30 protein-coding genes and 2 pseudogenes are annotated in these 26,997 nt (G+C 55.0%); 15 read left to right on the top strand and 17 right to left on the bottom strand.

The features are described from left to right. Positions 1–211 precede the first annotated feature (211 nt). The 6 genes and pseudogenes from AM329_RS14385 (at position 212) to AM329_RS14410 (ending at position 8,455) form a co-directional block, all read left to right on the top strand. Positions 212–2,083, top strand: a pseudogene (locus AM329_RS14385) (amidohydrolase). Continuing rightward, the gene (locus tag AM329_RS14390; protein ID WP_023324096.1) at positions 2,083–2,490 is read left to right on the top strand and encodes a DoxX family protein; all 408 of its coding nucleotides are present in this window, start codon (positions 2,083–2,085) and stop codon (positions 2,488–2,490) included. Before AM329_RS14385 ends, AM329_RS14390 begins: the two are co-directional and overlap by 1 nt. Next, a complete protein-coding gene (locus AM329_RS14395) occupies positions 2,487–4,106 on the top strand; it encodes an MFS transporter (protein WP_032608434.1) in 1,620 nt (539 codons plus the stop codon). The genes AM329_RS14390 and AM329_RS14395 overlap by 4 nt, the downstream gene beginning before the upstream one ends. A 30-nt stretch (positions 4,107–4,136) precedes the next feature. Beyond that, positions 4,137–4,958 (top strand): alpha/beta fold hydrolase, encoded by an 822-nt coding sequence (locus tag AM329_RS14400; RefSeq protein WP_032608433.1) that lies wholly within the window; start codon positions 4,137–4,139, stop codon positions 4,956–4,958. A 132-nt stretch (positions 4,959–5,090) separates the two neighbouring features. After that, a complete protein-coding gene (locus AM329_RS14405) occupies positions 5,091–7,154 on the top strand; it encodes an McrB family protein (RefSeq protein WP_032608431.1) in 2,064 nt (687 codons plus the stop codon). Continuing rightward, the gene (locus tag AM329_RS14410) at positions 7,151–8,455 is read left to right on the top strand and encodes an McrC family protein (RefSeq protein ID WP_032608430.1); all 1,305 of its coding nucleotides are present in this window, start codon (positions 7,151–7,153) and stop codon (positions 8,453–8,455) included. Before AM329_RS14405 ends, AM329_RS14410 begins: the two co-directional genes overlap by 4 nt. A 34-nt stretch (positions 8,456–8,489) precedes the next feature. Here the strand turns inward: AM329_RS14410 and AM329_RS14415 are convergent, their stop codons facing one another. Further along, positions 8,490–9,884, bottom strand: coding sequence for an MFS transporter (locus AM329_RS14415; RefSeq protein ID WP_032608429.1), 1,395 nt, complete (start codon positions 9,882–9,884; stop codon positions 8,490–8,492). A 45-nt stretch (positions 9,885–9,929) separates the two neighbouring features. After that, positions 9,930–11,018 carry a cellulase family glycosylhydrolase gene (locus AM329_RS14420; protein ID WP_032608428.1) on the bottom strand — a complete coding sequence of 363 codons (1,089 nt, stop codon included), beginning with the start codon at positions 11,016–11,018 and terminating at the stop codon, positions 9,930–9,932. 185 nt (positions 11,019–11,203) lie between these two features. Here AM329_RS14420 and AM329_RS14425 point away from each other — a divergent pair, with 185 nt between their 5' ends. Continuing rightward, positions 11,204–12,211, top strand: a complete 1,008-nt coding sequence (locus tag AM329_RS14425) for a LacI family DNA-binding transcriptional regulator (RefSeq protein WP_032608426.1) — start codon at positions 11,204–11,206, stop codon at positions 12,209–12,211. On the opposite strand, the gene fosA is transcribed toward AM329_RS14425, so the two are convergent. Then, positions 12,197–12,622, bottom strand: a complete 426-nt coding sequence (fosA, locus tag AM329_RS14430) for a FosA/FosA2 family fosfomycin resistance glutathione transferase (RefSeq protein ID WP_032608424.1) — start codon at positions 12,620–12,622, stop codon at positions 12,197–12,199. The genes AM329_RS14425 and fosA overlap by 15 nt on opposite strands. Positions 12,623–12,821: 199 nt before the next feature. Here fosA and trpS point away from each other — a divergent pair, with 199 nt between their 5' ends. The 7 genes from trpS (at position 12,822) to AM329_RS14465 (ending at position 17,443) form a co-directional block, all read left to right on the top strand. Next, positions 12,822–13,823 (top strand): tryptophan--tRNA ligase, encoded by a 1,002-nt coding sequence (trpS, locus tag AM329_RS14435; protein ID WP_032608422.1) that lies wholly within the window; start codon positions 12,822–12,824, stop codon positions 13,821–13,823. Positions 13,824–14,074: 251 nt separating this feature from the next. Next, positions 14,075–14,557, top strand: coding sequence for a hypothetical protein (locus tag AM329_RS14440; protein ID WP_032608421.1), 483 nt, complete (start codon positions 14,075–14,077; stop codon positions 14,555–14,557). 3 nt (positions 14,558–14,560) lie between these two features. Next, a complete protein-coding gene (locus AM329_RS14445) occupies positions 14,561–16,102 on the top strand; it encodes a colicin E3/pyocin S6 family cytotoxin (RefSeq protein WP_032608420.1) in 1,542 nt (513 codons plus the stop codon). After that, the gene (locus tag AM329_RS14450; RefSeq protein ID WP_032608418.1) at positions 16,102–16,353 is read left to right on the top strand and encodes a hypothetical protein; all 252 of its coding nucleotides are present in this window, start codon (positions 16,102–16,104) and stop codon (positions 16,351–16,353) included. The genes AM329_RS14445 and AM329_RS14450 overlap by 1 nt, the downstream gene beginning before the upstream one ends. A 72-nt stretch (positions 16,354–16,425) precedes the next feature. Next, a complete protein-coding gene (locus AM329_RS14455; RefSeq protein WP_032608417.1) occupies positions 16,426–16,650 on the top strand; it encodes a colicin E3-like toxin immunity protein in 225 nt (74 codons plus the stop codon). Positions 16,651–16,708: 58 nt separating this feature from the next. Beyond that, positions 16,709–16,957 carry a bacteriocin immunity protein gene (locus AM329_RS14460; protein WP_032608415.1) on the top strand — a complete coding sequence of 83 codons (249 nt, stop codon included), beginning with the start codon at positions 16,709–16,711 and terminating at the stop codon, positions 16,955–16,957. A 114-nt stretch (positions 16,958–17,071) separates the two neighbouring features. Beyond that, positions 17,072–17,443 carry a hypothetical protein gene (locus tag AM329_RS14465; protein ID WP_032608414.1) on the top strand — a complete coding sequence of 124 codons (372 nt, stop codon included), beginning with the start codon at positions 17,072–17,074 and terminating at the stop codon, positions 17,441–17,443. A gap of 79 nt (positions 17,444–17,522) precedes the next feature. Here AM329_RS14465 and AM329_RS14470 read toward each other — a convergent pair whose 3' ends face one another. Further along, positions 17,523–17,996: a SymE family type I addiction module toxin gene (locus AM329_RS14470; RefSeq protein ID WP_072163380.1), complete on the bottom strand. Its 474-nt coding sequence runs from the start codon at positions 17,994–17,996 to the stop codon at positions 17,523–17,525. A gap of 300 nt (positions 17,997–18,296) precedes the next feature. Here AM329_RS14470 and AM329_RS14475 point away from each other — a divergent pair, with 300 nt between their 5' ends. After that, positions 18,297–19,166: a phosphorothioated DNA-binding restriction endonuclease gene (locus AM329_RS14475; protein ID WP_032608413.1), complete on the top strand. Its 870-nt coding sequence runs from the start codon at positions 18,297–18,299 to the stop codon at positions 19,164–19,166. A 180-nt stretch (positions 19,167–19,346) separates the two neighbouring features. Here AM329_RS14475 and AM329_RS14480 read toward each other — a convergent pair whose 3' ends face one another. The 13 genes and pseudogenes from AM329_RS14480 to AM329_RS14540 form a co-directional block, all read right to left on the bottom strand. Then, positions 19,347–20,354 (bottom strand): restriction endonuclease, encoded by a 1,008-nt coding sequence (locus AM329_RS14480; RefSeq protein WP_020456355.1) that lies wholly within the window; start codon positions 20,352–20,354, stop codon positions 19,347–19,349. A 254-nt stretch (positions 20,355–20,608) separates the two neighbouring features. Continuing rightward, a complete protein-coding gene (locus AM329_RS14485) occupies positions 20,609–20,950 on the bottom strand; it encodes a TA system toxin CbtA family protein (protein ID WP_032608412.1) in 342 nt (113 codons plus the stop codon). Positions 20,951–20,970: 20 nt separating this feature from the next. Further along, on the bottom strand, positions 20,971–21,288 hold the full coding sequence (locus AM329_RS14490; protein ID WP_020456353.1) for a type IV toxin-antitoxin system YeeU family antitoxin: 318 nt from the start codon (positions 21,286–21,288) through the stop codon (positions 20,971–20,973). 17 nt (positions 21,289–21,305) lie between these two features. Next, positions 21,306–21,527 carry a DUF987 domain-containing protein gene (locus AM329_RS14495; RefSeq protein WP_032608411.1) on the bottom strand — a complete coding sequence of 74 codons (222 nt, stop codon included), beginning with the start codon at positions 21,525–21,527 and terminating at the stop codon, positions 21,306–21,308. An 8-nt stretch (positions 21,528–21,535) separates the two neighbouring features. Next, entirely contained in the window at positions 21,536–22,015 is a 480-nt protein-coding gene (locus AM329_RS14500) for a RadC family protein (protein WP_020456351.1), read from the bottom strand. Positions 22,016–22,057: 42 nt separating this feature from the next. After that, positions 22,058–22,276, bottom strand: a complete 219-nt coding sequence (locus AM329_RS14505) for a hypothetical protein (protein ID WP_020456350.1) — start codon at positions 22,274–22,276, stop codon at positions 22,058–22,060. A gap of 9 nt (positions 22,277–22,285) precedes the next feature. After that, positions 22,286–22,744 carry an antirestriction protein gene (locus AM329_RS14510; RefSeq protein WP_032608410.1) on the bottom strand — a complete coding sequence of 153 codons (459 nt, stop codon included), beginning with the start codon at positions 22,742–22,744 and terminating at the stop codon, positions 22,286–22,288. A gap of 105 nt (positions 22,745–22,849) precedes the next feature. Further along, positions 22,850–23,050, bottom strand: coding sequence for a DUF905 family protein (locus tag AM329_RS25570; protein WP_050596949.1), 201 nt, complete (start codon positions 23,048–23,050; stop codon positions 22,850–22,852). 127 nt (positions 23,051–23,177) lie between these two features. Then, positions 23,178–24,044 (bottom strand): hypothetical protein, encoded by an 867-nt coding sequence (locus AM329_RS14520; RefSeq protein WP_032608409.1) that lies wholly within the window; start codon positions 24,042–24,044, stop codon positions 23,178–23,180. A 63-nt stretch (positions 24,045–24,107) separates the two neighbouring features. Further along, positions 24,108–24,230, bottom strand: a complete 123-nt coding sequence (locus AM329_RS26255) for a hypothetical protein (protein WP_020456347.1) — start codon at positions 24,228–24,230, stop codon at positions 24,108–24,110. 52 nt (positions 24,231–24,282) lie between these two features. Beyond that, on the bottom strand, positions 24,283–24,966 hold the full coding sequence (locus AM329_RS14525) for a DeoR family transcriptional regulator (protein ID WP_020456346.1): 684 nt from the start codon (positions 24,964–24,966) through the stop codon (positions 24,283–24,285). Between the two features lie 208 nt (positions 24,967–25,174). Further along, a pseudogene (locus tag AM329_RS25240) lies at positions 25,175–25,999 on the bottom strand (DUF932 domain-containing protein). A 98-nt stretch (positions 26,000–26,097) separates the two neighbouring features. After that, positions 26,098–26,961, bottom strand: coding sequence for a GTPase family protein (locus AM329_RS14540; protein WP_020456344.1), 864 nt, complete (start codon positions 26,959–26,961; stop codon positions 26,098–26,100). Positions 26,962–26,997: the final 36 nt, after the last annotated feature.

The following is a 26,997-nucleotide window of genomic DNA, read 5'->3' on the forward strand; positions in this document are numbered from 1 at the left end:
CAGTGAGGTTAAAGGTTAAAATCGCCGCGAACAGCACGCCGATAAAATCGCGTTCATCCTATGACCCACAGCGCTGTGGTGTAATTATCTCTTCGTATAGTTAACCTTAGGTATAGTTATACTTTGGTATAGCTATCCTATTGTATAACTGGATCTTTGCCGAAACCGGTTCCCATAATCCTGACCATTCCCCTCTTAGTCTGGAGCTCTTATGGTTACCCTCGGTAAAGCCGATCTCATTCTGGTTAACGGCCAGTTTCACACCGTCGATCGCGAGAATCCTCTCGCGGAAGCCGTCGCCGTGCGCGACGGAAAATTTCTGGAAGTGGGTACCGTCGCCGAGGTGATGCAACACCACTGCGACGGCACTAAGGTGGTCGACTTAAAAGGCCACACCGCCATCCCCGGCCTGAACGACTCGCACCTGCACCTGATCCGCGGCGGGCTGAACTACAACCTCGAGCTGCGCTGGGAAGGCGTGCCGTCGCTCGCCGACGCCCTGCGGATGCTGAAAGAGCAGGCGCTGCGCACGCCGTCGCCCCAGTGGGTGCGCGTGGTGGGCGGCTGGAGCGAGTTCCAGTTTGCCGAGCGCCGCATGCCAACCCTGGACGAAATTAACGACGCCGCGCCGGACACCCCGGTCTTCATCCTGCACCTGTACGACCGCGCCCTGCTCAACCGCGCCGCGCTGAAGGTGGTCGGCTACACCAAAGAGACGCCAAACCCGCCGGGCGGCGAGATCCAGCGCGACGCCAACGGTAACCCGACCGGGATGCTGATTGCCCGTCCGAACGCCATGATCCTCTACGCCACGCTGGCCAAAGGGCCGAAGCTGCCGCTGGAGCAGCAGGTGAACTCCACCCGCCAGTTCATGCGTGAGCTGAACCGTCTGGGGCTGACCAGCGCCATCGACGCGGGCGGCGGCTTCCAGAACTACCCGGAAGATTACGAGGTGATCGCCGAGCTGCACGAGAAAAAGCAGATGACCATCCGCATCGCCTACAACCTGTTTACCCAGCGTCCGGGCCACGAGCTGGAAGACTTTGAAAAATGGACCGACATGCTCACGCCGGGCCAGGGCAGCGATTTCTTCCGCCACAACGGCGCGGGCGAGATGCTGGTCTTCTCCGCCGCCGATTTTGAAGACTTCCTCGAGCCGCGCCCGGACCTCGCGCCGGGCATGGAGGACGAGCTGGAGCGCGTGGTGCGCCATCTGGTGGAGCATCGCTGGCCGTTCCGCCTGCACGCCACCTACAACGAATCCATCAGCCGCATGCTGGACGTGTTCGAGAAGGTGAACCGCGACATTCCGTTCAACGGCCTGCACTGGTTCTTCGACCATGCGGAAACCGTCACCCAGGCCAACATCGACCGCATCAAAGCGCTCGGCGGCGGCATTGCCGTCCAGCACCGCATGGCCTTCCAGGGCGAGTATTTTGCCTAGCGTTACGGCATCGAAGCCACCCGCCACACGCCGCCGGTGGCAAAAATGCTCGAGACCGGCGTGCCGGTGGGATTAGGCACCGATGCCACCCGCGTGGCGAGTTACAATCCGTGGACCGCGCTCTACTGGCTGGTCTCCGGCCGCACCGTCGGCGGGATGCAGATGTACGACCACAGCGCCCGCCTGGATCGCGATACCGCCCTGATGCTCTGGACCCAGGGCAGCGCGTGGTTCTCCAGCGAGCAGAATCAGAAGGGGCAGATCAAGGTCGGCCAGCTCGCGGATCTGGCGGTGCTCAGCAAAGATTACTTCCGCGTGCCGGAGGAGGAGATCAAGGGCATCGAGTCCGTCCTCACCGTGGTGAACGGCGATATCGTCTACGCCGCTGGCAGCTTTGGCCCGCTCGCGCCGCCGGCCATCCCGGTTCTGCCCGAGTGGTCCCCGGTGGTGAAGGTGCCGGGCCACTACCGCAGCGCGCCGCCGCAGGCCGCACGCGTGGGTATGAGTGTGGTTCACCACTGTAGCGGCCCGTGCGGGGTTCACAGCCACCAGCATGACTTTGCCCGCACGTCAGCGATGCCGGTATCCGACGATAACGCTTTCTGGGGGGCGCTGGGTTGCAGCTGCTTTGCATTCTAATGAAACAAAATGACGCTTCGTCCCGGATCGATCCGGGGCTGTTCTTTCTGCGCCTGACCGGCAGCCTGCTGCTGCTTTACGTGCACGGCCTGCCGAAGGTGCTGCACTTCAGCGAAGAGCTGACGCGCATCGAAGATCCGTTTGGTTTCGGGCCGTATGCCAGTCTGATCCCGGCGATCGTCGCCGAGGTGATCTGCCCGCTGTTTATCATTGCGGGGGTTTACACCCGCCTGGCGTGCCTGCCGATTATCGCCGTGCTGCTGGTGGCGATGCTGGCGGTTCATCCGAACTGGTCGATTGCCGAAGGGCAGTTTGGCTGGCTGCTGCTGATTATCTTCACCACCCTTGCCCTCACCGGGCCGGGCCAGTGGCGAGTGCAGCGTAAAACAACGGAGAGGTTCGCATGACCCAGGTAAACGACGTTCGCGACGCACACGTCGAGACGACGCCCGCCCCGGCGGTTTCACCCTGGCAGCCGCTGAGCCAGCCGGTGTTCCGCATGCTGTGGATCGCCACGGTGGTCTCTAACGTCGGCTCATGGATGAGCGACGTCGGTATCAACTGGAGCATGCTGACGCTCAGCGCCGATCCGCTGGATATCGCGCTGGTGCAGGCGGCGAGCAGCCTGCCGATGTTCCTCTTCGCCCTGCCGTCCGGGGTGATGGCGGACATCGTTGACCGACGTAAATACCTGCTCTTCTCCCAGCTGTGGGTGTTCATCGCCGCCGCCGGGCTGACGCTGCTCTCCTTCACCGGACACGTCACCCCTACCGTTCTGCTGGTGGCGACGTTTCTGCTGAGCGTGGGCGCGGCGATGAGCTCGCCGCCGTTCCAGGCCGTGGTGCCCGATCTGGTGAGCAAGCCGGAACTGGGCGCCGCCGTGGCGCTGAACTCGCTCGGGGTCAATATCAGCCGGGCGATTGGCCCTGCGCTGGGCGGTTTTCTGCTCTCGCTCGCCGGGCCGTGGATGGTGTTTGCCCTGAACGCGCTCTCCGTGGTCGGCGTGGCGTGGGTGCTGTGGCGCTGGCGTCCTGCGCCGTCCGTGCAGCGCCTGCCGCCGGAGCACTTCTTCTCCGCGGTGCGCTCCGGCATTCGCTACGTGCACGCCGCGCCGGTGCTGCGCAACGTGCTGGTGCGCACCGTGGCGTTCTTCGTTTTCGGCAGCGCGGGCTGGGCACTGCTGCCGCTGGTGGCGCGCCGCGAGCTGGGCCTGGGCCCGGCAGGCTACGGCGTGATGCTGGCGTGCATTGGCCTGGGGGCGATTGCCGGGGCCATTCTGCTGCCGCGCCTGCGCCAGCGGCTGAACGCCGACCGGCTGATGGTAGCCGCGAGCCTGGTTTTTGCCCTCACCATGCTGGCGCTGGCGTTCGTGCGCCACGTCTGGCTGCTCAACCTGTTTGAGTTCTTCACCGGCTTCGCGTGGATTGCGGTGCTCTCGACGCTGAACCTCGGCGCGCAGCGCAGCGCCGCCCGCTGGGTGAAGGCCCGCGCGCTGGCGGTTTATCTGACGGTGTTCTTCGGCTCGATGACCGCAGGCAGCGCCCTCTGGGGACAGATCGCGTCGCAGTTTGGCACCCCGACCTCGCTGGTGGTCGCCACGCTGGGGATGGTGCTGGCAAGCGCAACGGTGTTCCGCTGGAAGCTGGAGAAAGATCCTGATTTAAATCTCGACCTCAGCGGCCAGCCGCTGGACGGCGTGAAGATCGACCTGCCGAACGAGCGCGGCCCGGTGCTGGTCTCGCACGAGTACATCATCGACCCGCACAACGCGAAAGCGTTTTTGCAGGCGGTGCACGAGCTGCGCCGGGTGCGCCGCCGCGCCGGGGCGATGAGCTGGGCGGTATACGAGGATATTGAGCGCCCCGGACTGTTTATCGAGACCTTCCTGATGGGCTCGTGGATTGAGCATCTGCGCCAGCAGGAACGCCACACCATGAATGACCTCCTGTTGCAGAGCCGCGTTCTGGCTTTTCATCAGGGCACAACATCACCGGCTATTCGCTACCTGGTCGCGCCGGTATAACCACAACCATCACCTGCACAGGAACACACTATGGCAACGTTTAAGGCTAAAGACGGCACGCAGATTTACTACAAAGATTACGGCGCGGGCAAACCGGTTCTCTTCAGCCACGGCTGGCCGCTGGACGGCGACATGTGGGACAGCCAGCTGAACTACCTGGCCGAGCGCGGCTTTCGTGCCATCGCCTTTGACCGTCGCGGCTTTGGCCGCTCGGATCAGCCGTGGAACGGCTACGACTACGATACCTTTGCGTCCGACATCAACGACCTGATTACCACCCTGGACCTTCAGGAGGTGACGCTGGTGGGCTTCTCCATGGGCGGCGGCGACGTGACGCGCTACATCAACAACTACGGCAGCGCGCGCGTGGCCGGTCTTGCGCTGCTGGGCGCGGTGACGCCGATCTTCGGCAAATCGGATACCTTCCCGCAGGGTGTGGATCAGAGCGTGTTCGACGGCATTCGCGACGGGCTGCGTAAAGATCGCGCCCAGTTCATCAGCGACTTCGCGACGCCGTTCTACGGTATCAATGCCGGGCAGACCGTCTCTGCCGGCGCGCTGACCCAGACGCTGAACATCGCCCTGTTGGCGTCCCTGAAGGGCACCATCGACTGCGTGACCGCGTTCGGCGAAACCGACTTCCGCCCGGATATGGCGAAAATCGACGTGCCGACGCTGGTTATTCACGGCAGCAACGACCAGATCGTGCCGTTTGAAACGACCGGCAAGCTGGCGGCAGAGATGATCAAAAACGCCACGCTGAAGGTGTACGACAACGCGCCGCACGGCTTCGCGCTGACCCACCAGGACCAGCTCAACGAAGATCTGCTGGCGTTTGTGAAGTCGCTGTAATGTCTGAGGGCTGATGCCAACGGCGACAGCCCCCTTTTCACCTCAACCCACCTGAACAAGCAGTGACACTATTCAGATTAATCCTATAAAATACTGACCTTTACCGCCTTTACCCGACTTCCGGAGTTTATGATGGTTCAGGATCGCACCGCGTTAGCCCCCTTCTTTAATGAGCATATCAATAACAACAGCCGATACAGCCCTAAATGGGGGCCAGCCTATCACCAGATGGTCAAACGCGTAGCGACAGAGCGACCCGAGTTTCGTGATCAAAGCCTTATCAAGGCACTTTGGTATGAACGCTCCAACGGCGTCGCCAGCATTAAACAGGGTGGAATGTCGCAGAACGAATACAATGCGGCCCAGATTCACCTGCGGGAAATCACAACCCTGATGGCACAGGGCTGCACCCCGGCCGTATATGAAAAGGTGGTCAACAAGCTACAGGCGCTTAAGGCCAAATCCATTCTCAAGAAACAGTACTGGGCGTTGTGTCACCGGGCTTTTGCCACGCTGTACCCTGAGCGGGTTTCGAACGTGGTAAATACCAAAATGTTTTCCCGCATTTATAACTACTGTAATAACCGCTTCGGGCTTGGGCTCGCCGGGAAAGGGACGTGGTTTGAAAAAAACCTGGAGCTGAAGGCGGCTCTGAACCGCGAGCTGGGCGGCCATGTAGACCCTGTCGAACTCAATATGTCGCTGTGGCATCTCTACACGCATTTCATCAAAGATAAGAGCGATATCGGCCTGGTAGGTAGCGAGTCCTGGGCCGAAGACGACGATCAGGATACGGATGAGAGCGTGGCGGATGTTCCACTGAACGTCATTCTCTATGGCCCTCCGGGGACGGGTAAAACCTATTCCACCGTTGAGCATGCCGTCCGTGCCTGTGAACCCGCTGAGTATTCCCGCCTGCTGGATGGCCTTCAGGGCAGTGATTACCGAAACGCACTTAAAGCGCTTTATGACCGGCTGGTCTCCGAACAGCGCATCCGCTTTGTCACTTTCCACCAAAGCTTTGGTTATGAAGAGTTTATTGAAGGGCTACGCGCCGATACCACCCGTGACGGTAACGTTCGCTATGACATTAAATCCGGCGTCTTTAAGCAAATCTGTGAGGATGCGGCGTTTGGTTACGCAGGTGAACAGCTGGCGCTGAACGAGGCGCTATCAAAGTTTCAAAAAGAACTGCTGAATGGCGAAGCCGCCACGCTCAAAACGACATCAGGTAAACCGTTCGGCGTCACCTATAAAAGTGAAACGAACTTCGGCATCTTCCCTTTAAACAGCAAAAAAGGGGATCTGGGGAATGGATACAACGCCTACGTGAAGGACATCAAAGCTTGGTATCAGAACAACGGGATAGATATCCACAACGAGTCGTATGTCCGGGGTATCCTCAACTATCTTCATGATAATTATAATCTTCCCGTCACACCGAAAAAAAATGCACCGGCAAAACGCCAGAACTACGTGCTGATTGTTGACGAGATTAACCGCGGCAATATCTCCAAAATTTTCGGAGAGCTCATCACCTTAATTGAGAAATCCAAGCGCATGGGTGAACCCGAGGCCCTGAGCGTGACGCTACCCTATTCGGGCGAAAAATTCAGCGTGCCAAACAACCTGTTCCTGGTCGGCACCATGAATACCGCGGACCGTTCCCTGACCGCTCTGGACACCGCCCTGCGCCGCCGCTTCGAGTTTAAGGCCATGCTGCCGAAAGCCTCCATTCTGGAAGGCCACGTCATCAAAGGTATCGATCTCAAACGGCTACTGCAGATGCTCAATGAACGCATTGAGGCACTGTACGATAGCGAGCACACGCTCGGGCACGCTTTTTTCATACCGGTAATTGAGACGGAGGACGATGACGTTGCTTTCGCCCGTCTGCAGCGGGTGATTAAAAATAAAGTGCTGCCGCTGCTGGAGGAGTACTTTTACAACGACTGGCAGAAAATTCGTCTGGTCCTTGGAGATAACCAGAAGCAGGATCCCGCCCTGTGCTTCATCCGTTCGATCAAAAACGAGGGAAATATTCAGCGGCTGTTTGGAACGGATGCATCGGACGATCTGCAGGAAGAGGGAGAGCGCTATCACCTTGCAGGCGAAGACGATCCTGTCTGGAATAATGCCATCGCCTGGCGTCAGATTTACGATGCAGGTGCGCGAGGCGCGGAGAACGACGAATGACCGGGCGGCGGCAGTGGTCCACCTTTGAATACGGTTATCTGGTCAGTAAAGAGGACAGCGGCCGGGTTAAGGACGCAGTGGAGCTTCCTCCGGCCTGTTTTGCGTGGCTGGAGCAATGCTGCCTGAACGACGATGCGGAATACGACGCGCGCCTGCTGACGCTGAAAACGGTCGGGCGCGTGAAGGTGCTGCAGGTGAAAAACTATGTCGGCGTCATTGCGCTGCCGGGAGGAGCGTTCATCGAGGTGTTGCCAAAGACCGGCCATGATAACGCCCGCGAACAGCTGATGATGATGCTGCGCACGCTGAAAACCTTCCGGCACATCGCCACAACCTCCGCCAGTATCAAAACCTCGCGCATGCCGCTGATGGATATCTTTATTCATCAATTTATCCAGAGCGTCCAGGCGGTCCTGCAGCAGGGTCTTAAGCGTGACTACCTTCGCCAGCAGGAGAATCTACCGTGGATGAAGGGAAAACTGCGGGTTTCAGCACAACTGTCGACAAATAGCGTTCGCCGGGATCGCTTTCAGGTGGAGTATGACGAGTACAGTGTTGACCGACCGGAGAACCGCATTCTCAAAACGGCCATCGATACGGTTTCGCGCCTGACCCGCAACCCTCAGCTCATCCAGCAGCTTCGCCCCTTGCAGTCGGCCTTCGAAGGTATTCCTCCCGTTGTTGATACCGCACACGCGTTCGATCTGGTTCGCCTCGACAGGCATATGCATCACTATGAACAGGCGCTGGAGTGGGCCAAATTGATCCTACACGGGGAGTCACCACTTTGTATGCAGGGTCATGCTGATGCCATATCGCTGCTCTTTCCAATGGAAGCGGTATTTGAATCCTTTGTTGCGGCGTGGATGAGGCATCATCATCATCAACGTTACCAAATTGATACCCAAGCAAAAACACACACTCTGGCTCGATATCACACCAGGTATATGTTTAGACTCAAGCCGGATATCTGGCTTCGCCCGTATGACACGTCGAAACATTCTTCAATTATTTGCGATACGAAATGGAAAAAGATTAAGCCTCATAAACCTGGCTTTAACATTTCGCAAAGCGATCTTTACCAGATGCTGGCCTACGGAACGAAATATCTCGATAGCCGCGGCGATATGATCCTGATCTACCCGCAGCATGACGGTTTTAGCGATGCGCTTCCCCATCCCTTCGAACTTCATAAGCCGGACAGCCATGCGCTACGTTTGTGGATCGTCCCTTTTACCATCGGAACCAGTATTCAGAGCTCGATACTCCACCTCCCCGAGTCCCTGAAGCTGCGGAATTAGAAGCAGACGCCTGCAAAGCAGGCGTCTGAAGCGATTAATTGACCGATACCGGGCGGGTCAACGCCTCATCCCCGATGCCATTCTGCTCGCTCCCCCGCCTGCGCTCCGCCAGCAGCCGACACACTTCCGCATGCTTCTCCTCGGTAAAGGTAAAGCGCGACATAAAGCCCATGCGGATCAGCGAGCCTATCGCCGGCAGCAGGCAAATCCCGAAGAACAGCCCCGACAGCACGCTATCGCTCTGGGCCTGCGCCTGCGGCACATAGTCGATCATCGTCAGAAACACGCCGATTAACCCGCCGCCCACCGCCACCGACATCTTGCCGGTAAAGGTCTGCCCGGAGAAAGTGATCGCCGCGCAGCGCTTGTTAGTGTGGTACTCCGCGTACTCGATGGTGTCGGCAATCATCGACGAGGTGAGGATGTTGGTCATCATCACGAACAGCGTGCTCAGGCCAAGCAGAATGAACAGCATCGTCACCTGCTGATAACCGACAAACCACATCACCACGCGCACCGCCACGTCCAGCCCGCAGAGGATCATAAACAGCTTCCGCTTCTGCATCCGGCGCGTCAGCATCGGGGCGACCAGGCACAGCACCGCCGCGACAATGCCCATCACGCCAATCGCCATTTGCAGGCTGCCGTCGCCCATATTGTTGATAAAGAAGTAGATATAAAGACCGCCCGCCACGTTATGGAACACACAGAAAAAGAACGACAGCAGGACGATAAACAACGGTTTGTTCTGGCGCAGGTTGTGGAAGGTGTCGCGGATGGTCACCTTTTCCGGGCTCGGCGGCACGCGCTCTTTGATCTGCATAAAGCCGTTGAGCATCAGCGGCAGGCCCACCAGCATCATCACCAGCGCCGCCATAAAGTAGCCTTTATCGCTGCTGTACTGGGCGAAGAACGCCGCCAGCTTCGGGAAGAAGATGTTGGCGCAAGCGATCCCGGCGTTCACCCCGAGCATCGCCGCCGTCACCGCGCGGGTGCGCTGGCCGGAGTCGTTGGTCATCACCGACGACATCGACCAGAACGGGATATCGGAGATGGCGTACAGCGTCCCCCACAGGATATACGTCACCCCGGCGTAGAGGATTTTGGTGGTCATGTCCGCTTCGATTTTATAGAACGACAGCAGCGTGACGCCGGTGATCAGCAGCGGCGCGATCAGCAAAAAGTGGCGAAACTTGCCGAACCGGCTGTTAATGGTGTCCATAATGCTGGCAAACAGCGGATCGTGAACCGCGTCCCACGCGCGGGCAATCAGGAAGATGGTACTGGCCGCCAGCGCCGAGATCCCCAGCACGTCGGTGTAAAAATAGTTAATAAACGAACCCACTAAACCAAAGCTAAAACACTGACCTAAACCATAGCCAAAATAAGACCACAGCTCGCGAGAGGGTATTTTCATTGTCGTTGCCATAGTGCGTACCTGGTTGCCCGGCGACAGCGCGCCGGGTCGTTATTATTAGCCCTGCGGATCCGGGGCGATTTTGCGCAGCTTCTTCATCAGCGCGATTTCAGCGCGTGAAAACGGGATACCGTTCTCCTCGAACACGTCGTGGAACCAGAGGCGGCAGTAGTCCGTGGACTCCTTCATCACCACCGGCCACGGCAGCCACGTCTGGGTTTTGCCGCGCACCAGCCCCCACTGATACGGCGCGACCTTCGCCGCGTACATCAGCGGAAGCTGCTCTTCGATGGTGCTGCCCACGTGGCGTGCCAGCCATTCGGTACAGAACAGCGGGCGACCGAGCGCCTGCAGCTGCTGGATAATCGCCGTCATGCGCCCGGTGTGGGTGTAGGCGTGGAAGCTCACCACGTCCGAGAGCGCCAGCGCGGTCTGGTCCAGCGGATGCTGGAAGAACGTCTCGCCCTCCTCTTCCGGCGGCAGGCGCCACGCGCAGACGGTGAGCGGCTGGGTCGGGTCTTCTTCACGCACCCACTGGAACGCCAGCTTCATCAACTCGTGCGCGCAGGTCTCCAGCTTCGCGTCGTACTGCACCTCCTGCGTGCCCGTCGCGAAAATGCCGCGGTTGCCCGGCTCGTTATACAGATCCCAGAGCAGCACGCGCTTATCGTCGCGGAACTGGCGGACAACGTCGCGGATATAGCGCTCAATCTGCGGCCAGCAGTCGGGATCGCACACCTTGTCGCGCCCCGGGCTCGCCGCCGCCTGGCTGTTGTGTTTGCCCGGTACGGGCGGCTTTTGCGGGCCGAGGTACGGTTCGTCGCCGGAGAAGCCGCAGTCGTCCATCAGGGTCAGCATGGTGCTGAAGCCGTGACCGTCGGCAATCGTCAAAAAGCGGTCGATGCGCGCCATCAGCCCGTCGCGGTCATGCTCCCAGACGATAAACGGCAGGTTGATGCGCAGGGTGTTATAGCCCGCCTCCGCCGCCCAGCCCAGCTCGCGCTCGATGGTTTCGGCATCGAAGGTCTCTGCCTGCCAGATATCGGTCCAGTTCACCGCCGTCGACGGCAGATAGTTAAACCCGCACAGCCAGCCTTTTTGCTGATACCACGCCTGTGCCTGCTCCCTGCTCCACTGCTCTTTCATTACGCATCCTCTCACTGATAATGTTTAGCTAATAAATATTAGTTGCAGGATAAATGCGCAAATCACGGCGTTTAGAAAAGCGATGCCCCTCACAAAGTTCACGCTTCGATGAATGAGAAACGTGATCGACGGCGCTAAAGCGTGCGGTTAGGGTATGATGCGAATTCGCGAAAGGGAGAGGACGGATGAAGCGAAAAACGAAAGTGACGATGAACGATATTGCGCGGGCGGCAGGGGTGTCGCAGGCGACGGTATCGCTGGTGCTTAACCAGTCCCGCAACATCAAGCTCAGCGACGACACCCGCCAGCGGGTGATTAATGTGGCTACCGAGCTCGGCTACGACCGCCTCCCCGCCGTTCACGCCCCGCGCAACCAGGAAGAGATCGCCCTGCTGGTGAGCTCCATGCAGAGCTTCGACCCGTTTATCGACGCCATCAGCCAGGCGCGGGAGGCCGCGTGGCGCAATGAGACGTTGCTCACCGTCTACGACTACGGCGACGACATCGAGCTGGCGCTGAACATCATCCGCCAGCTGGAGAAGCGCAACTGCATCGGGATTGTCCTCGCCTCACCGGTCACCACGCTGGTGGACATGACGGCGTTTCAGGACTGCACCCGCATCCCTCTGGTGCTGCTCAACCAGCGCGACCCCGGCTCGCCGCTGCTGCCGTCGTTTATCCCGGACGACTACGCCAACGCTTTTCAGGTGACTAAACACCTCATCGCCTGCGGGGCGACGCGCATCGCCCACATCACCGGCGAGAGCTGGATGGAGGCCTCGCGCCAGCGTCTGGCGGGCTACCAGGCCGCGCTGCAGCAGGCCGGACTCGCGTGCGACGACGGCCTGGTGCGCCAGACCAACTGGCAGTTCAGCGAGTCCTTTACCGCCACGATCTCCCTGCTGGAACTGGCCGAGCGCCCTGACGCCATCTTCTGCGCCAGCGACTGGCTGGCGATTGGCTGCTATCAGGCGCTGGCGGTGAACGGCGTGCGCATCCCGCAGGACATGCTGCTGGCGGGCTACGACGACCAGAAGATTTCCGAACAGCTCACCCCGCCGCTGACCAGTATTCAGCTGCCCTACAGCGAACTGGGACGGCTGGCGGTGGAGTACCTGTGTAATCAGGAAGATGCTGCCACGCACGTGACGCTGGCGGGCAGGCTGAAGGTGCGCGCCTCAAGCCTCGTCTGAGGTAAACACCATCCCCGCGTAGGGCTTCTCGCGGCACGCCGCCAGCCGCGCGGCGAGGCTGCCCACGTGCAGCTCCAGCTTGTGCCCGTCCGGGTCGAGAAAATAGAACGACGCCCCCTCGCTTTTGTTCTGCTTCCATACGGTGACGCCCGCCTGCTCGAGCCTTTGCGAGAACGGTTCAAAATCCTCTTCCGCCACGGTAAACGCGTAATGGGTGTAGTCGCTCTCCTGCGGCGGCACGTACCGGCGCGCCTCGTCGTACGACAGGCAGACCCACAGATCGCCGCAGGTGAGATAGGCCCCGGTATTCCAGCGGGCGTGCAGGGTCAGCCCCAGCAGTTCGTGCCAGAAGGTGACGCTTTTTTGCAGGTCGCTGACCGCGAGGGTCAGGTGGTTGAGTGATTGCAGCATGACGTGCCCTTTTGTTTTTTGCGCCGGACGTGATACGGTAAAAGCATGAACATAAACCACGCCGTGCTTACCGTAAACCGCTGGTGGCTGCCTTCTTAAAGGCGGCACGGAGTAGTTTTTCCCATTTTCAGATAGCCGCCGAAAGGCGGCTTTCTCACATCTAAGACCCCTTTCGGCAATTGCACATTAAGGAGTCTTTATGAACGCACCAACCATCCTCACCGGCGACCGCCCAACCGGCCCGCTGCACCTTGGCCACTTCGTCGGATCGCTGCGCCAGCGCGTGGCGTTGCAGCAGACGCACAACCAGTTTGTGCTGATTGCCGACCTGCAGGGGCTGACCGACAACGGCAGCAACCCGCAAAAAATTCGCGACAACATCCCCGAAGTGCTGGCCGACTACCTCGCCGCCGGCATCGACCCGAGCCTGACCACGATCTGCCTGCAGTCCGCCCTGCCCGCCCTCGCCGAGCTGACGATGCTGTATATGAACATCGTCACCGTCGCCCGCGTGGAGCGTAACCCGACGGTGAAAAACGAGATTGCGCAGAAGGGCTTCGCCCGCTCGCTGCCGGTCGGGTTTATGGCCTACCCCATCAGCCAGGCGGCGGACATCACCGCGTTCAAGGCCGAGTGCGTGCCGGTCGGCGACGACCAGCTGCCTATGATTGAGCAGACCAACGAGATTGTGCACAAGATGAATAGCCTGCTGCCCGCCCCGGTGCTGCGCCACTGCAAGGCGATGCTGAGCGACACCAGCCGCCTGCCCGGCATCGACGGCAGCGCCAAGATGTCGAAATCGCTGGGCAACACGCTGCACCTTTCGGCCAGCGAAGAGACCATTCACCGTGCGGTCAGCGCCATGTACACCGACCCGAACCACCTGAAGGTGAGCGACCCGGGGCAGATTGAGGGGAACGTAGTGTTTACGTATCTCGATGCGTTTCACCCGGACAAGGACAAAGTGGCGGCGATGAAGGCGCACTATCAGGCGGGCGGGCTGGGCGACCGGGCGTGTAAGAACGAGCTTGAAGCGTGCCTGCAGGAGTTGATTGCGCCGATGCGGGAGCGGAGGGCGATGTATATGCGTGACAGGGGCGAGCTGATGGCGATGCTGAAACGCGGGACGGAACGGGCGCAGGGGGTGACGCAAGAGACGTTGAGGGAGGTGAAGGTTGGGCTGGGGGTGCCGGTGTTTTAAAATAACGTCATGCAGCGCATGTATTCAAATAATACATACGCTGCATAATATTATTTATCGGCAATTCAGCGAATATTGCATTTATAATTAACAGGAACCATTACTATCCCTTCTTTAAAAGATGACCAATATCAATCTGGATATTTATTTCGGATTTTAGCCCGGTTTATTAACCACTTTATGTATATTCCCCTTACAGTCTAACACCTAGCATTGCTGCATTTACTCTTCTGCCTCTACAAGGAATTGTCATGCAGCTTTATACCAATGAATTTACCGCTGAGTTGAAAGCGGAAATAGATCGTTCGCCTTTTTCCGATGAACAACTGGCCGCCATGCCTGAGGACGCGCGCGCCATTATTGCCGAACAGGAAGCCTTTCATCGACAACATCCCGTCACCGCCATCTGGCGGATTGCCACGGCTGGCAGCCAAACCCGACTGGGCGGCGTAGTTCTTCCTGTCGATCGTGAAGCCACAATGCTCATGGACGATGGGAGTTATACCAGCGCGATTGTCGAAGGGGATTGTGTGGCCTATCCGGATGGTACGCTCTCCACGATCATGACTTCCTCAGGAACCGCTTTTACCTGGAAAGGACACGGCGTTGCCCTGGTAGGCAGCCTGCTTGATAACGATGACGAGATTATCAGCACACCGCTCGGCAGTACTTATCTGGTCACCCGGGAAGGTATTCCACCTCAAGAGGATTTCTTAACCTGGCCCGGAGAATAGGCCATGGGCTACCGTTCAACGAACTACGGCCGCGGTCAGGCGCTGCACGGCGACAGAACGACCACCGGCGCAATATGTTGTAGCACCCTGCCCAACTGCACCGAGCACGGTCGCGGCGTTATCCGCGTTGGCGATAAAACTACGGCATGCCCTAAATGCGGCAAACAGGGCGTTGTTGCAGACGGCGAACCTCGCGTTAACTGGATGGGACAAACCTCAGCCGTCGATGGTTCTGTCGTCATTTGTGGCTGCCCGCACGGAACCAACCGCGTGATTGCCCCATCGGGAGAGTGGCTCGGATCCGGTCCCTCTCCTGAACAGATCGCACAGGAAAAGCATCAGGCCATGCTCGCAGCGCGCCGAAAAGAGCAAGAGGCCAAAGCGCAGCGACAAGCAGAAGAACGCGATCGCAACCGGGTCTTTGCGAAATCCTGCCTGCGCGGTGAAGGCTGTAACGATGCAGGCACCGGAAGTGAGCCGCACACCAACTTCGCTGAGATGGCGTTTTACCAGGCCATACCCAACAATGCCCCGCAACACGCCCAGGCGGCAAAGCGTAAGGCGATCCCAAAACCAAAGCAACGCAGCGCGCTTTATCTCTGGTGGAATGGGCATCACGAGGAGATGGACTATCAGGCTGCCATTGCGGCCGAAGAGAGGGCCTGGACCGCGCGGAACGCGATAGCCGATGCCAGCGAACTCGCACTCGTTGGCGGGCGCACCATCACTTCCGGCACATGGGCCGTGCGCGGCGCTGCACTTGGTGAGATAGCGACGGGAGGCCTTGGTGCACCTGTCGCAGGGCTGCTCATAGGGATGTATCCCGGCAAGCTGAACGACGGAGAGCAGGATTTTATCGACCGCATGCGCGCCGAGCAGATGCGGGAAGCCCCTACCCGCGTTCGCTTCACCTGGGAGAACGACGCCAGCGGTAACCCGACGCCGCGCGGCTGGCATACGCCACCCGGCAAAGACAGCGTGCGCGTTCGCAGGATGGAGTGGGATAGCCGACGCCAGGCGTACACCTTTACCACCGAAGAAGACCCTGGCATCACCCTCATCTGGACACCGGACCGCACCGGAGAGAGTAAGCCGTGGGATACGGGCAATCAGAACCCGGTACGGATACCGAACCCGGTTGTGGTTGATCCGCTGCCGGAGGATACGGGGATTGGTGTGACGACCAGCCCGACACCGGAAGAGAAGACGTTTGCGGATTATATTCTGATTCTGCCGGTGGGCGGGGTGCCGCCGATTTATGTCTATATTAATTCAGATCACAAATACCATTCACCTCCTAAAGGAAACCCTCCTTTATCTGCATTTCCTGATGCTAAGAAAGCTCAAGCGAAAACACCAATTAAAGGGGGAGGAAAACTGCGTACCCGTTGGAAGGATTCAAAAGGTAAAATTTACGAATGGGACTCTCAACACGGTACAGTTGAGGTCTATGATCGTTCAGGACGCAATCACCTCGGTGAGTTTGATCCCACTACGGGTAAGCAAACTAAACCAGCAGACCCAACCAGAAAGGTAGAAAAATAATGATCATTTACACAATTGATGCATACAGCAAAACAGATGAAGATTTGCTTTTCGAAATCGAAATACCTCATCAAAACCTCAATGATCTATGTATGATTATGGAGATGAATGCTGAAGATAGAAGCGATTTTTCGCATGGTATTGGCGTCTATAATATCAATGAGCATCAGGCACATCTTTTAGAAATCCTTCTTGGAAGAACATTTTATTCTGATGATTTAACCTTTCAGCTTTCTGGAGGGGAAATTTAACCTAACTTTAGAATCAATAATTTAAAAAAAGAGGGCTGCCAGGGTTTGAAGATTAGATTGCAATGGTATGACATGAGGACTGAACTAGGTGAAGGTACAGAATTTTCTAACGATTTCGGCGAAAACATGGAGATCATGACCATAGGTCTTCGTATACCGACTAAGAACAATGTGAATAATGGTTTTTTTGATGTTGAAGCCGAATGGATACCCGTTCTTCAACCCCATTTCTTACATAAAATACCCCCCACTGTTTATGACTATCAGGTTTCTTTCGACTATAGGGATAATTGGTGAGAGGCATTGCCCGATAATCGTATCGGGCATACTAAAAGATCTCATCTAAAATGAAAAAATGGATAAAATTGAAGATTACACAGAAGAAAAATTTTTGGAATTTGTAAGAAAAATTTTTGATGTATCTGGTACCACTGAAGCTGAAGATATAAAAAATATCCTCGAATTTAAACGATTGACCGAGCACCCTGATGGTTCCGATCTTATTTACTATCCACGAGAAGATAGAGAAGACAGCCCCGAAGGCGTTGTCCAGGAAGTAAAGGAGTGGCGTAGGGAAAATGGTAAACCCGGTTTCAAACCATAGTAAATATAATCACACTTTCTGGATCAGTACTTTACTTCACACCTTATCGAATAGCGGGTGACTGTTAAGTTCCGGATAGCCCATTGAAACTAACGAATACGGAATATTTTGTAAATGGAACCTACTCTCGCACAAGTTATTGAGGTCGTACGTGAGTCATCTGGGATACATCGTAAACCTATTGATAGCAACACCTGGATTGAGGCCGATTTGCATATTTGCGGTATGGATGGCGAAGACCTACTGGAAGACTGCGAAGAAGCTTTTGGCGTTCAGCTTGCCACGGAAGAAGATGGCTATATGAAAACGTTCTCTCTTGCTGAGAACGAGTATCTGTTTACGGGTGAGGGTATAGATTTTTTTGGCATCTGTAGGTTTATGCGCTGGGTGCGTGGCATACCCGAACCTGTGATACGCGATTTAACCGTTGGCGAACTTCACGCTGTGCTGGTTAAGGCTCTGAAAGAGCAGGTAAAGCACGAGTGATTTCTGAAGACTACGGGCATGGGATAACATGCCCGTATCGTTTTATTGCTTCAAGGATTACATGAGGTGGGAAGCACGGTTACTCCGACATCGCCTGCCCTGTTCCACGCTTAACAGCCGGTATATCACCTGTATCATTTAGCGCTCCCGGAAACGTTTTTAACCACTGCGCGACTTTCTGCTTATTTATATTCACCACGCTCATACCTTCCAGGCATCCCCATAATTCTCTTGTATGCTGTGGGGTAATCACAATGCAGTCTTTCATGGCGCGGATTTTCACCGGCATACCGTTGATAAAGCCTGCACGGTTTAACCAGTCACCGCCCAGCAGAAGATATTTCATGTCTATGCGCGCATACAGTTCGCAACAGGCGGCACTGTCCTGCGGTGTCTCCGCTCGCGGATGGACGGGCGCCGCGTTGGGCGGGTTGCCGTGAAGTCGGCGGGTGCTGTTTTTGCGGACCAGCTCGCGGTTTTCAATCATGCCGGTGAAAGCGTCTGATTCTGTTTTGCAAACGGTAAACTCTGGCTTAAAATTCGTCGCAGCCATTTTCAACTCCATCTTAGTTGTTTGTGGTTAGCGGTATGGGGGTGTTGCAGCACCTTCATATCGCGAATTCCTCGTTAAATTCTCTTTGATATTTCCTTTGCCGTTCGGCGTAATTTCTGGTGCTCATTATAAAGGACTGAATATAAATACAGCGGTTTCGTGTGGGGTAAATTTGGAATTTGCGAGGGGGATTCAGGAAATAGAGCCGGGTGCGGTAAGGTCATGTTTTTGTTGATTGTGGGTTGATTGGTCTGGGTTTTGCGAGCATTATCGCAATTATTTACCTTCTTCCGTAACACGATGGCTTCCAGCAAAACTCTCGAACAGGCGATTGCCGACATCACTATCTGGCGCAAAGGCGAACAACGCGCGCCGCATAAGCCTTTATTGCTTCTGTACGTGCTGGCGAACTATCAGCAGGGGCATGCAAGGTTGTTTGATTACGGAACCGAAGTCCACGAACAATTGCTTAGCCTGTTAGAACGCTTTGGCCCGCAGAGGAAGGCGCATTACCCGAATATGCCTTTCTGGCGGCTCAAAGGGGATGGGTTTTGGGATCTTCAAAATACTGAGTTCTGTTCCACCACGGGTAGCAAACAGCCACCAGTAAAAGAACTTGTGGAACATAACGTTGCAGGCGGGTTTGATGAAGAACACTTTGCGCTACTGAGTAAGAACAAAAACCTGATCGGCTCGCTGGCGCAGCAGATCCTTGAAGCGCATTTTCCGGAAAGCATTCAGGAAGAGATCGCTGATGAGATGGGTTTTGATATCCAGCAGATCCGTAAGGTTCGCGATCCGCTATTTCGCCAGCAGGTGCTGCGTGCGTATAACTATGAATGTGCCATCTGCGGATTCAACATGCGACATGATAACGCCTCCGTTGGACTCGAAGCTGCGCATATCAAGTGGAAGCAGTTTGGCGGGCCGTGTGAGATCCCGAACGGACTGGCGTTGTGTGCAATTCATCATAAGGCGTTTGATAAGGGATCGATTGGGCTGGATGAGAGTATGCGGGTGCTGGTGTCCGAGGCGGTGAATGGGGGCGGGATTGTTGGGCGGCTGTTTTGGGATTTTGCCGGGAATCAGATTGCGCTGCCGATAGTAAAAGGGAATTATCCAGGGGAAGGGTTTGTGGAGTGGCATCGGAGGGAGGTATTTAGAGGATGAGTGCGAAGGCCGGACTCGAATTTCACACCCAATAGACTGATATCAATGTAGTTTATAAGAAGGAATAATTATTTATACCCACACTTGTACCCACAAGTTAAAATCCGTACAAAAAATAGACACTACGAGTGGGTATAAAGCCATACCAGTAGAACACCGATATGGCTACCAAAGCAAGATTCAGGCAGGCAGGAAAGTTTTCTTCAGAGGTACCAAAAGTTTGGTCTCAATATCCACTTGCTCATAGTTCTCAATAAGCGCACGGACGAGATCATCAAGCGTCCAGAGCGTTAGTGGTATCGTCGAACGGTCGGCTTCATATCGAGCATCTTTCGTAAAACCCCCTGTACTGACATAAAGCCCGCGATCGTCTTTATGGCGACCGCCGATAAAGCTGCGGATCTGTTGGCTTCCCATTTGCTCCCTGCGATGTTTTACCTCAACGATAATACGTGGATTTTCAAAACCGAATCCATCAGGTGAAGCAATGATATCTTTACCCCGATCGGCTCCCGCAGGTGAGACCTGCGTTTTATAGCCCATACTGCGTAAAACTCCGGCAACCAGATTTTGCATCTCGTCCCAGTCAAGAGAGTTGATGCGATCTTTGATACCTTCAAACGCGAGCATTTCCATATCGCGGAGCGGATCAGAAACGACCTCATCTTCATCCATCGCAATTGGATTCTGAGTAATCACATCTACCGTAGGTTTCTTATCCTGCAAAAGCTCTTCTAGAGCATATTCCGGAAGCTGGAAAACCGTCAGCGTAGAACCCAATGTGTTTTTCGTAGCAACGGATAGTCGATCGCGGTCAATTTCTTGAGTATTCCATTTAACCTGTCGAGCGATTCCCATCCCCTCTTCTACCCATTCAGGGTGGTACTGGAAATCAGATGTAACCTTACCTAGCAGATAAGTACGGTTGGCTGGCGAATAGGTAATAACCCAATCACCCTTTTGGATCTCATTAACAAAACGCCAGACCTGCGATGCACCAGAACGGGCTGTTCCCAGCTTCGTTAAAGGGTCTGCTTCCTGGTATAAGGCAAGTAGCTGAGCTCGGGACAGGCCGGGTTTGACTAATGGAGCCAGCTGAGACCAACCGATGCCTACAATTTGCTTATCGCGAAAATCGTCATAGAGCTTGCCACCATCGCCGCGGATCATCCACATTCTGTTGTCCATACCCGTCCCTTCATGAGGAAAAGAAATTATGCTGGATCATAAGCTTGTTAGCCGTAGGCGTCAAAACCACCAACAACGACGGCCCAGCATTCTCGGATTGTACTTGCGATAATGTGCCCAGTTAAAATTACAGCTCCAATTTGCATGATGTTTCGTCCATATAAGTAAAAGCACCAACCAGCATCGGCAGGTGCTTTTTGGAGTGAGTAAATAAGTAAGACTGCAATGTGAATCAGGGAGGCTATTCCCAATGTTCACCGTGCCGCGCTAATACGATTTCTTTTCAATAAACCAGTTGCCTGTCGCGCCCGCAGAATATCGACCGCCCGCAGATATGGGGACTGTTCTTGCCAGTTGAATCCCCTGCGATCAATACGAACCAGCCCGTACTTTTCCACCAGAAAATTAACGGCATCGGCCAAAGATATACCGGCATCGATATGTTCCTGAATTACCGTTTCATCACTGAATGGTGTGTCGTTGAGTGTCAGGCCATAATGTTGTTCCAGCAGGCGTGCAAGCAGCATTTGCCACACTGCCACGGGCGACAGACATAGCGTCACCGCCTGCGGAGTTGTTGCAGGTAGAGTTTTCATATTTGCTCTTGTGGAGTTAGTTAACGTTGAGTGGGGTAAACGGCGATGTATACGTAGCCGTAACTGCCAAGGGTATCGGCTTCGCAGGTGAAACCATTGTGGTACAGGGTGACACAATAGGCATGGCTAGGGTTCATTTCACCAGTGGTAAGCATTGACTCCAACTGGCTGATAAAATTCGGAAATACCACATCCAGCTTAAGACATTCTGCTTCGCTGAATTTACCGGTAATACTGGCTCGGTCAGCCAAATAGTGCAGCCAGTTGCCCTCCTGAACCAGACGTGCTCCCAGGCGCGGCGTGATATCCCGCTGCAGTCCCCATGTGGTGTTGCTCATTTATAACCTCTTTATTTTCAGTTCAGGATGATACTCATCAGACAGGCATACGGTCCGTTGCGGTCCTGGCGGCGTTCGGCGTATACCGCCAGCACGCCGGGAATGTCAGGAACTACCTTACCGGTGTAATGACAGACACTGCCGTGCCACTGGTATCTGCTGGTGCAGTATCGAAAAATGCAGGAGGCCGGATGCTGACGGTAAATCGCCATCGCCCGGCGTTTACTGACAATTCTCATGTCATACCTCAAAGCAGACCGTGTTCAGCGAACGACAATATCTGCGTGCCACCGACGATGAGATGGTCAGGCACACGGATATCAACGAGCTGAAGCGCCTGCACCAGACGCTGCGTGATGGTCTTATCTGCCTGGCTGGGCGTGGTGTCGCCGGAGGGATGGTTATGCGCCAGTATCACTGCGGCTGCATTGAAATACAGGGCGCGTTTGACCACCTCACGGGGATGTACCTCGGTGCTGCTGATGGAACCGGCAAATAGAGTTTCATGGGCAATCAACTGATTCTGTTGATTCAGATACATCACCATAAACTCTTCACGCTCCAGCCCCGCCATTTTCAGTTTCAGCCAGTCACGAGCTGCTTGGGTAGAGGTAAATGCCACGCCTGTTTCGTGCAGATGTCGGTCAAGCAGGTTAAGAGCTCGTTTTACTGTCCTCAGCGTGTTCAGGGACAGCGAGCCATACTGCGGATGAAAAGATGTACCCATTTTCTGTTTTCCGTTAAGTAAGGAATATTGATGAGGGAAGTATTACTTCAAAAGGCCCGCTCTCTTACCATACAGTTTCAGGGCCACACTAAAGGTTGGGTCGATGGCTTCGAACCATGCCCAGACAGTCGTGATGCCTGTTCCCGCCGGAAAATGTAAGAAAGGCTCGCTTATAACCACTTCGTCATCCTCCTCTGTTACCGGAGCGTGTTTTAGCAACTCCCACAGGGCATCAGACCGGGACAGTTCTTCACTGTTCATTACGATCGCTCAGTCAGTAATGCGAATAATTGCGTTGGATTCAGGGTGCTGCAGGGCATAATCCCGCAGGCGGTAATAGTGCTCAGTCATGGCATCGCATTCGGTGCGACAGGCGTGATGGCTGTATTCAATCAGGCAGACAGCGATGCCTGCGGCTTCCACGCTCATTTCCGCACTATTGCCGTTCATACTGTTGAACAGAGGCCATTTATCGTCACTGTCAGCATCAGGGGCAATAAACGCTCCGCCATTACTGAGTGTGTAAAAGGACCAGATACCACCGCTGTATTCATCACAGAAGCGGTCCATCCAGGCGAAAATGCGTGGTTCCAGCGTTATCCACTGCGGGATGGAGCCAAAGCGTTGAGGCCAGAAATGGATACGCTGTTCGTCAGGAACTGACGTGGCGGTAAGGTTGAGTTGCGGTTCTTTCGTGGGGACCAACTCGTATTGAGTTTGTGTCGTCATGGATTTTCTCCGTAAATAAAAAACGCCAGCGGCGATGGCTGGCGTACAAGGGGGTAAAGAACGTGTGCGAATGTAAAATGTCTTCTGATGAATAGCAGTGGTCAGTCAAAGGATGAAGCTATGGGGTACCGTCCCGTCGGAGACCGCGATTAAGGCAAGCTTCGGCACTTGTTGCAAAACACTATGCCGCGAGGCCATCCGGCTTTCAGAGTCACGAACAACCAAGTGGAAGTGACTGGCCTGGTTGCCCTCGATCGTGATGTTGCGATAGAGGGCTGTGATTACTTCAGTGTACTTGCGGAGCAAAGGTTCAGATGGTAATAGAGAAAGTTATGACATTTCCTCATGCCTTTAAATGCATTAACCCCCGGCGCTAAAGCGACAGGGGCTGAGGGATTTGAAAAATATTGAGTCTTATTGTTATCAGTCAACCCTACTGCTGACGGTTTTGCTTCGCTTTATCCCACGAAGGGCGATTTTTGCCCGAAAAGGATTTGACCAATGACCAGTATTCAATTGGAAACTGTTTAACCAGTTCACCATGAAGACGAACATCAATGGTTCGATATTGACCATTGTTCATTGTTCCTTCAGCAAATATGGCGTCTTTGCTACATGTTCCCGTATCATACTGGCTCCAAAACTGCTCTGGTCTGCTGACAACGTAGAAATCCCCCATGGCACACCCGTTGAGCGATTTATGATTAATCACTGCCACCAGATTTGTAGTATTCATCACAATGACACACGTACCTGGTTTTCCATTACAAACGTTCCCCAGTAACCTTCCGCTGTTGTCTTTCAAGTCCCAAATCGTTTTGGCTGAATCATCTTTTTGTACAGATTTTTCCTTGGGCGCTAAGGGAGCGATGGTTGTGGTAGCAACATTTTCATCTTTCAGCAGGAAATTGGTAATGTCCTTCGGCGGGTTACCCATTAAGGTGGCTTTATTACCTTCTATGTAAGCTGATGCGGCAGTTTTGGTGACTACGTCGTATATGAAATTAAAGTGGGTAAAACAGTCGCTGGCACAAATAGTTCCCGTCACCACGGTATCGCCGTTATATTTATATGATCTTATCGGGGATTCGGTTCCATTGAGTGCGCCAGTGCTGGTGAAGGCATTTTTAATCCCGATAGTACGCAAGTTCCCGGCAAGGGCTTCTGCAAATGCTTTGTCTGATTTATACAGTTCGCTAGGATAAGGACAATTATCGGTACATGTGGTTGCCACCTCCATCGGAGTGGCATTGACGTTAAAGCTCAAAAATAATGTTAAGGTAATTAGTAGTATTTTCACAGGTATCCTCTTTAAATGTTCAAAAAGATAAGTTGTTAACTATCGACAGACCTCTTAACTAACTTAAATAAGGTGGTTAGATGAGGCAGTGTTATCCGCATCAGTCCTGTCAGCATGAGCGTCGGTGATATCGTCATCGGGCATATTGTCGTGACGTACATCATTTTGCTCGTTATGCCAGATCATTGTTTTTCCTTGTTAACAGAGGTTATTGAAGCAGAGTCCTGCCCGGTTCCTCCTAAAAGGGCTCAGGAGACAGGACTTCGCGGATACAACTGAAGTGCGGAAGAGCCCGGATAAAGCCAGCCTGTGTGGTTAACTGGCTGAGACGTTTTCTCGGGGTAAACGTGGTGTTCAGGACTGTGACCGCATGAATGGCTGCGAGAGAGTGCACGGTGATATGCCCGTTCAGTTCACCTGTGAGGTACCAGCAACCGTCGAGTAATATCAGGCGGTACGGAGCCAGGCCGTCACAGCGCTCTCCCTCAGCCAACAGCAGTATGCGCTTACATGCGGTAATGGCACTGACGAGACGGTAGAACACCAGTGCGATGGCCGGTGACACAGACTGTGGCGGTTGCCATACCAGACAGGGCATCCCTCCTGCAGTGAGCAGCATGCCCGCCAGACGCCGGTCCAGCCCAGGAAAGATATCGCCCAGACCAGCCCTGTGTGCAAAGGTCAGCGCATCCAGCTCGCCCTGTACGCCCCCACCGGTGCTGCGCAGGCGACACTGCCCCCGTCGATACTCCAGGTCGAGGTACATCAGCCGTTCGCGAAAATCTCGTCGCAGGGTACGGACTGACACACCAAACTCTGCAGCAAGCCGCGCCATGTTCAGCGTTTCACCGGCAACCAGGCGGCTGATTATCAGTGACAGCCTGACAGCCAGCCGGTCGTGACGGCGCTCTGCCTGTGTCATCTCGAATCTCCGTAATAATTAACTGACTGAATATGAAATGATTCTAAAGAGGGGGGCGGACAGGGTATGGACATGGAATGAACTATTTTTTATCTGCCACCGGAGGCAGGCCCGACGCGGCACACCGTGAAATGCGGTGATAAAACACTCTATCCACTGGAGGTAAAACGGACAGGGAGTGTCCTTTCCTAACATGCTGATAACAAGCTCAGGACTGAAACCCACCCAGCATCGCTTCAGCCATCACCCAGAGGGCCCGGTTGAGCCTCACATCTCCGTCGATACCACGCACGGCGCGGGTATGCGTTCGCCCGCCTTTTGCACTCCGACCACTGAGCCCGCCCTTAATCAGGTTCTCCTGAATACGCTGATAAGTGGTCCACAAGTCATTGCTCGCATCCTGCCAGCGCCGGGGGGGAAAGCACCTGAGGTGCTGTCACCGGCTGGTGGTCCTCACCGAAACGGTACGTCAGTGCAGCCTGTGCCAGAGCCTGTTGTGCAGGTGGCGGCAGCATAAGCGACTGCATGGCATCCCGCTTCTCTTCCACACGGTCAAAAATCCCCAGTACTTCATAAGCCCCTTCAATCACCTGACTCACCACATCCCCTTTGTGTGGCACCCGCACCTCGCCAAACGACTCACCGCAGACGAGGCCGTTCTGGCATACCGCACGGAATAATCCCGGTAGCATCTGATACGAACTGGAGCCATCAGGGAGTTGAGCAGAATAATTTCCGGAACCTGTTTGCCGGTAATCTGCCCTTCCCGACGCAGGCGCATCATGTGCTTCGTATGTTCACGACGACCAGGATCACGCACGCGGGTCTGACAGGCAAAGAACGGCTGAAAGCCCTCCTGCTGCAGACTGTCCAGCAGAGAGATGGTGGGTATATATGTGTATCGTTCACTGCGGGATTCGTGTTTGTCCTCGCTGAACACGCTGGGCACCACGCGAAACAGCTCTTCACGGGTTAATGGACGGTCACGACGGATAAGGTTTGCTGCGCCAAAGCGCGAAGCCAGACGGGTCATAAGCAGACTCCTCATGATGGAAAATAAATACAAAAAGCCCCGCCGCAAAGTCGCGGCAGGGCTCAGGAAACTACGAGTTAGATTAGAAGGGTTAACTTTCAGAAGAAGAAACTCCAGACTGCACGAGCGACTGATACCACGATGTCGCGTACAGACTGGATGACTGTCCGAACCGGGTCCGGTATCAGGGGCATGGAACTTACTGTGTCCAGCACCGAGCCGACCGTTTCACCAAAATCGTCACGGGCTTTTTTATTAACGGCATCGGTACGAAGTGGAGCACAAAGCTGTACAGCCACCGGACTGCTAGCCTCACGCGGCAGACAACGAATCATCCGCTCAGCCATCACCCGCAGTCCCCATTGCAGACGAACTGACACCGCACAGACTGGGTTTACCGGCTGGAACAATTCATGCAGGAGGCAGATTTTGCGGCTGATATTTTGCTTCTGCTCCGTGGATAGTTTATTGCCACTGCTGGTGGGTTCGACCTTATCCGACTGGCAGATAACAAACAGCACTTTATGCCGGTAAGACTCACCGATCACCTGACGGTAAAAATGTTCATCCACCGCAAGAGCCCGGTCATCGGCCTTAATAAGCCACAGTACCAGGTCGAGCCGGGGAAGTTGCTTACGGTACAGCGTGGCATATTCCGCATCACGCGCATTGCTTTCCCCCACACCGGGTAAATCCACTAGTGTCATGTAGCGTTTTCCCACCTGCAGGTGAAAGCGTAAGGGTTCGCGTGTGCAGGCTGTAATATCACTGACCGGCGACACCTCCCCGGCAAACAGTGCATTGCACAAGCTGCTCTTGCCCGCGCCGGTTTTCCCCATAATGCCTATTACAGGCTCGTAGTGGGTTAACTGATTTATCTGCTGCAGAATGCGTTCAGATACCCATTGGGGCAAGCTATCAAGCGAGTTCTGCAGGAATAGTTGTCCTTCATTTTTATTCATAGCACTTTCTCAGACAGAAAAAGAAAATCCCCATTC

This window comes from Enterobacter cloacae complex sp. AR_0002, assembly GCF_001922365.1.
In the GTDB taxonomy this organism is placed as follows: domain Bacteria; phylum Pseudomonadota; class Gammaproteobacteria; order Enterobacterales; family Enterobacteriaceae; genus Enterobacter; species Enterobacter hormaechei_C.

Coding starts and splice junctions, on each gene's coding strand:
- AM329_RS14440 (WP_032608421.1), top strand. CDS start 14,075: ATGCAGCTTTATACCAATGAATTTACCGCTGAGTTGAAAGCGGAAATA.
- AM329_RS26255 (WP_020456347.1), bottom strand. CDS start 24,230: ATGATCTGGCATAACGAGCAAAATGATGTACGTCACGACAATATGCCC.
- AM329_RS14465 (WP_032608414.1), top strand. CDS start 17,072: ATGGAACCTACTCTCGCACAAGTTATTGAGGTCGTACGTGAGTCATCT.
- AM329_RS14505 (WP_020456350.1), bottom strand. CDS start 22,276: ATGAACAGTGAAGAACTGTCCCGGTCTGATGCCCTGTGGGAGTTGCTA.
- AM329_RS14450 (WP_032608418.1), top strand. CDS start 16,102: ATGATCATTTACACAATTGATGCATACAGCAAAACAGATGAAGATTTG.
- AM329_RS14490 (WP_020456353.1), bottom strand. CDS start 21,288: ATGAGCAACACCACATGGGGACTGCAGCGGGATATCACGCCGCGCCTG.
- AM329_RS14480 (WP_020456355.1), bottom strand. CDS start 20,354: ATGGACAACAGAATGTGGATGATCCGCGGCGATGGTGGCAAGCTCTAT.
- AM329_RS14445 (WP_032608420.1), top strand. CDS start 14,561: ATGGGCTACCGTTCAACGAACTACGGCCGCGGTCAGGCGCTGCACGGC.
- AM329_RS14405 (WP_032608431.1), top strand. CDS start 5,091: ATGGTTCAGGATCGCACCGCGTTAGCCCCCTTCTTTAATGAGCATATC.
- AM329_RS14500 (WP_020456351.1), bottom strand. CDS start 22,015: ATGGGTACATCTTTTCATCCGCAGTATGGCTCGCTGTCCCTGAACACG.
- AM329_RS14525 (WP_020456346.1), bottom strand. CDS start 24,966: ATGACACAGGCAGAGCGCCGTCACGACCGGCTGGCTGTCAGGCTGTCA.
- AM329_RS14495 (WP_032608411.1), bottom strand. CDS start 21,527: ATGAGAATTGTCAGTAAACGCCGGGCGATGGCGATTTACCGTCAGCAT.
- AM329_RS14400 (WP_032608433.1), top strand. CDS start 4,137: ATGGCAACGTTTAAGGCTAAAGACGGCACGCAGATTTACTACAAAGAT.
- fosA (WP_032608424.1), bottom strand. CDS start 12,622: ATGCTGCAATCACTCAACCACCTGACCCTCGCGGTCAGCGACCTGCAA.
- AM329_RS14485 (WP_032608412.1), bottom strand. CDS start 20,950: ATGAAAACTCTACCTGCAACAACTCCGCAGGCGGTGACGCTATGTCTG.
- AM329_RS14420 (WP_032608428.1), bottom strand. CDS start 11,018: ATGAAAGAGCAGTGGAGCAGGGAGCAGGCACAGGCGTGGTATCAGCAA.
- AM329_RS14455 (WP_032608417.1), top strand. CDS start 16,426: ATGAGGACTGAACTAGGTGAAGGTACAGAATTTTCTAACGATTTCGGC.
- AM329_RS14395 (WP_032608434.1), top strand. CDS start 2,487: ATGACCCAGGTAAACGACGTTCGCGACGCACACGTCGAGACGACGCCC.
- AM329_RS14510 (WP_032608410.1), bottom strand. CDS start 22,744: ATGACGACACAAACTCAATACGAGTTGGTCCCCACGAAAGAACCGCAA.
- AM329_RS14460 (WP_032608415.1), top strand. CDS start 16,709: ATGGATAAAATTGAAGATTACACAGAAGAAAAATTTTTGGAATTTGTA.
- AM329_RS14540 (WP_020456344.1), bottom strand. CDS start 26,961: ATGAATAAAAATGAAGGACAACTATTCCTGCAGAACTCGCTTGATAGC.
- AM329_RS14475 (WP_032608413.1), top strand. CDS start 18,297: ATGGCTTCCAGCAAAACTCTCGAACAGGCGATTGCCGACATCACTATC.
- AM329_RS14425 (WP_032608426.1), top strand. CDS start 11,204: ATGAAGCGAAAAACGAAAGTGACGATGAACGATATTGCGCGGGCGGCA.
- AM329_RS14470 (WP_072163380.1), bottom strand. CDS start 17,996: ATGGCTGCGACGAATTTTAAGCCAGAGTTTACCGTTTGCAAAACAGAA.
- AM329_RS14415 (WP_032608429.1), bottom strand. CDS start 9,884: ATGGCAACGACAATGAAAATACCCTCTCGCGAGCTGTGGTCTTATTTT.
- trpS (WP_032608422.1), top strand. CDS start 12,822: ATGAACGCACCAACCATCCTCACCGGCGACCGCCCAACCGGCCCGCTG.
- AM329_RS14390 (WP_023324096.1), top strand. CDS start 2,083: ATGAAACAAAATGACGCTTCGTCCCGGATCGATCCGGGGCTGTTCTTT.
- AM329_RS14410 (WP_032608430.1), top strand. CDS start 7,151: ATGACCGGGCGGCGGCAGTGGTCCACCTTTGAATACGGTTATCTGGTC.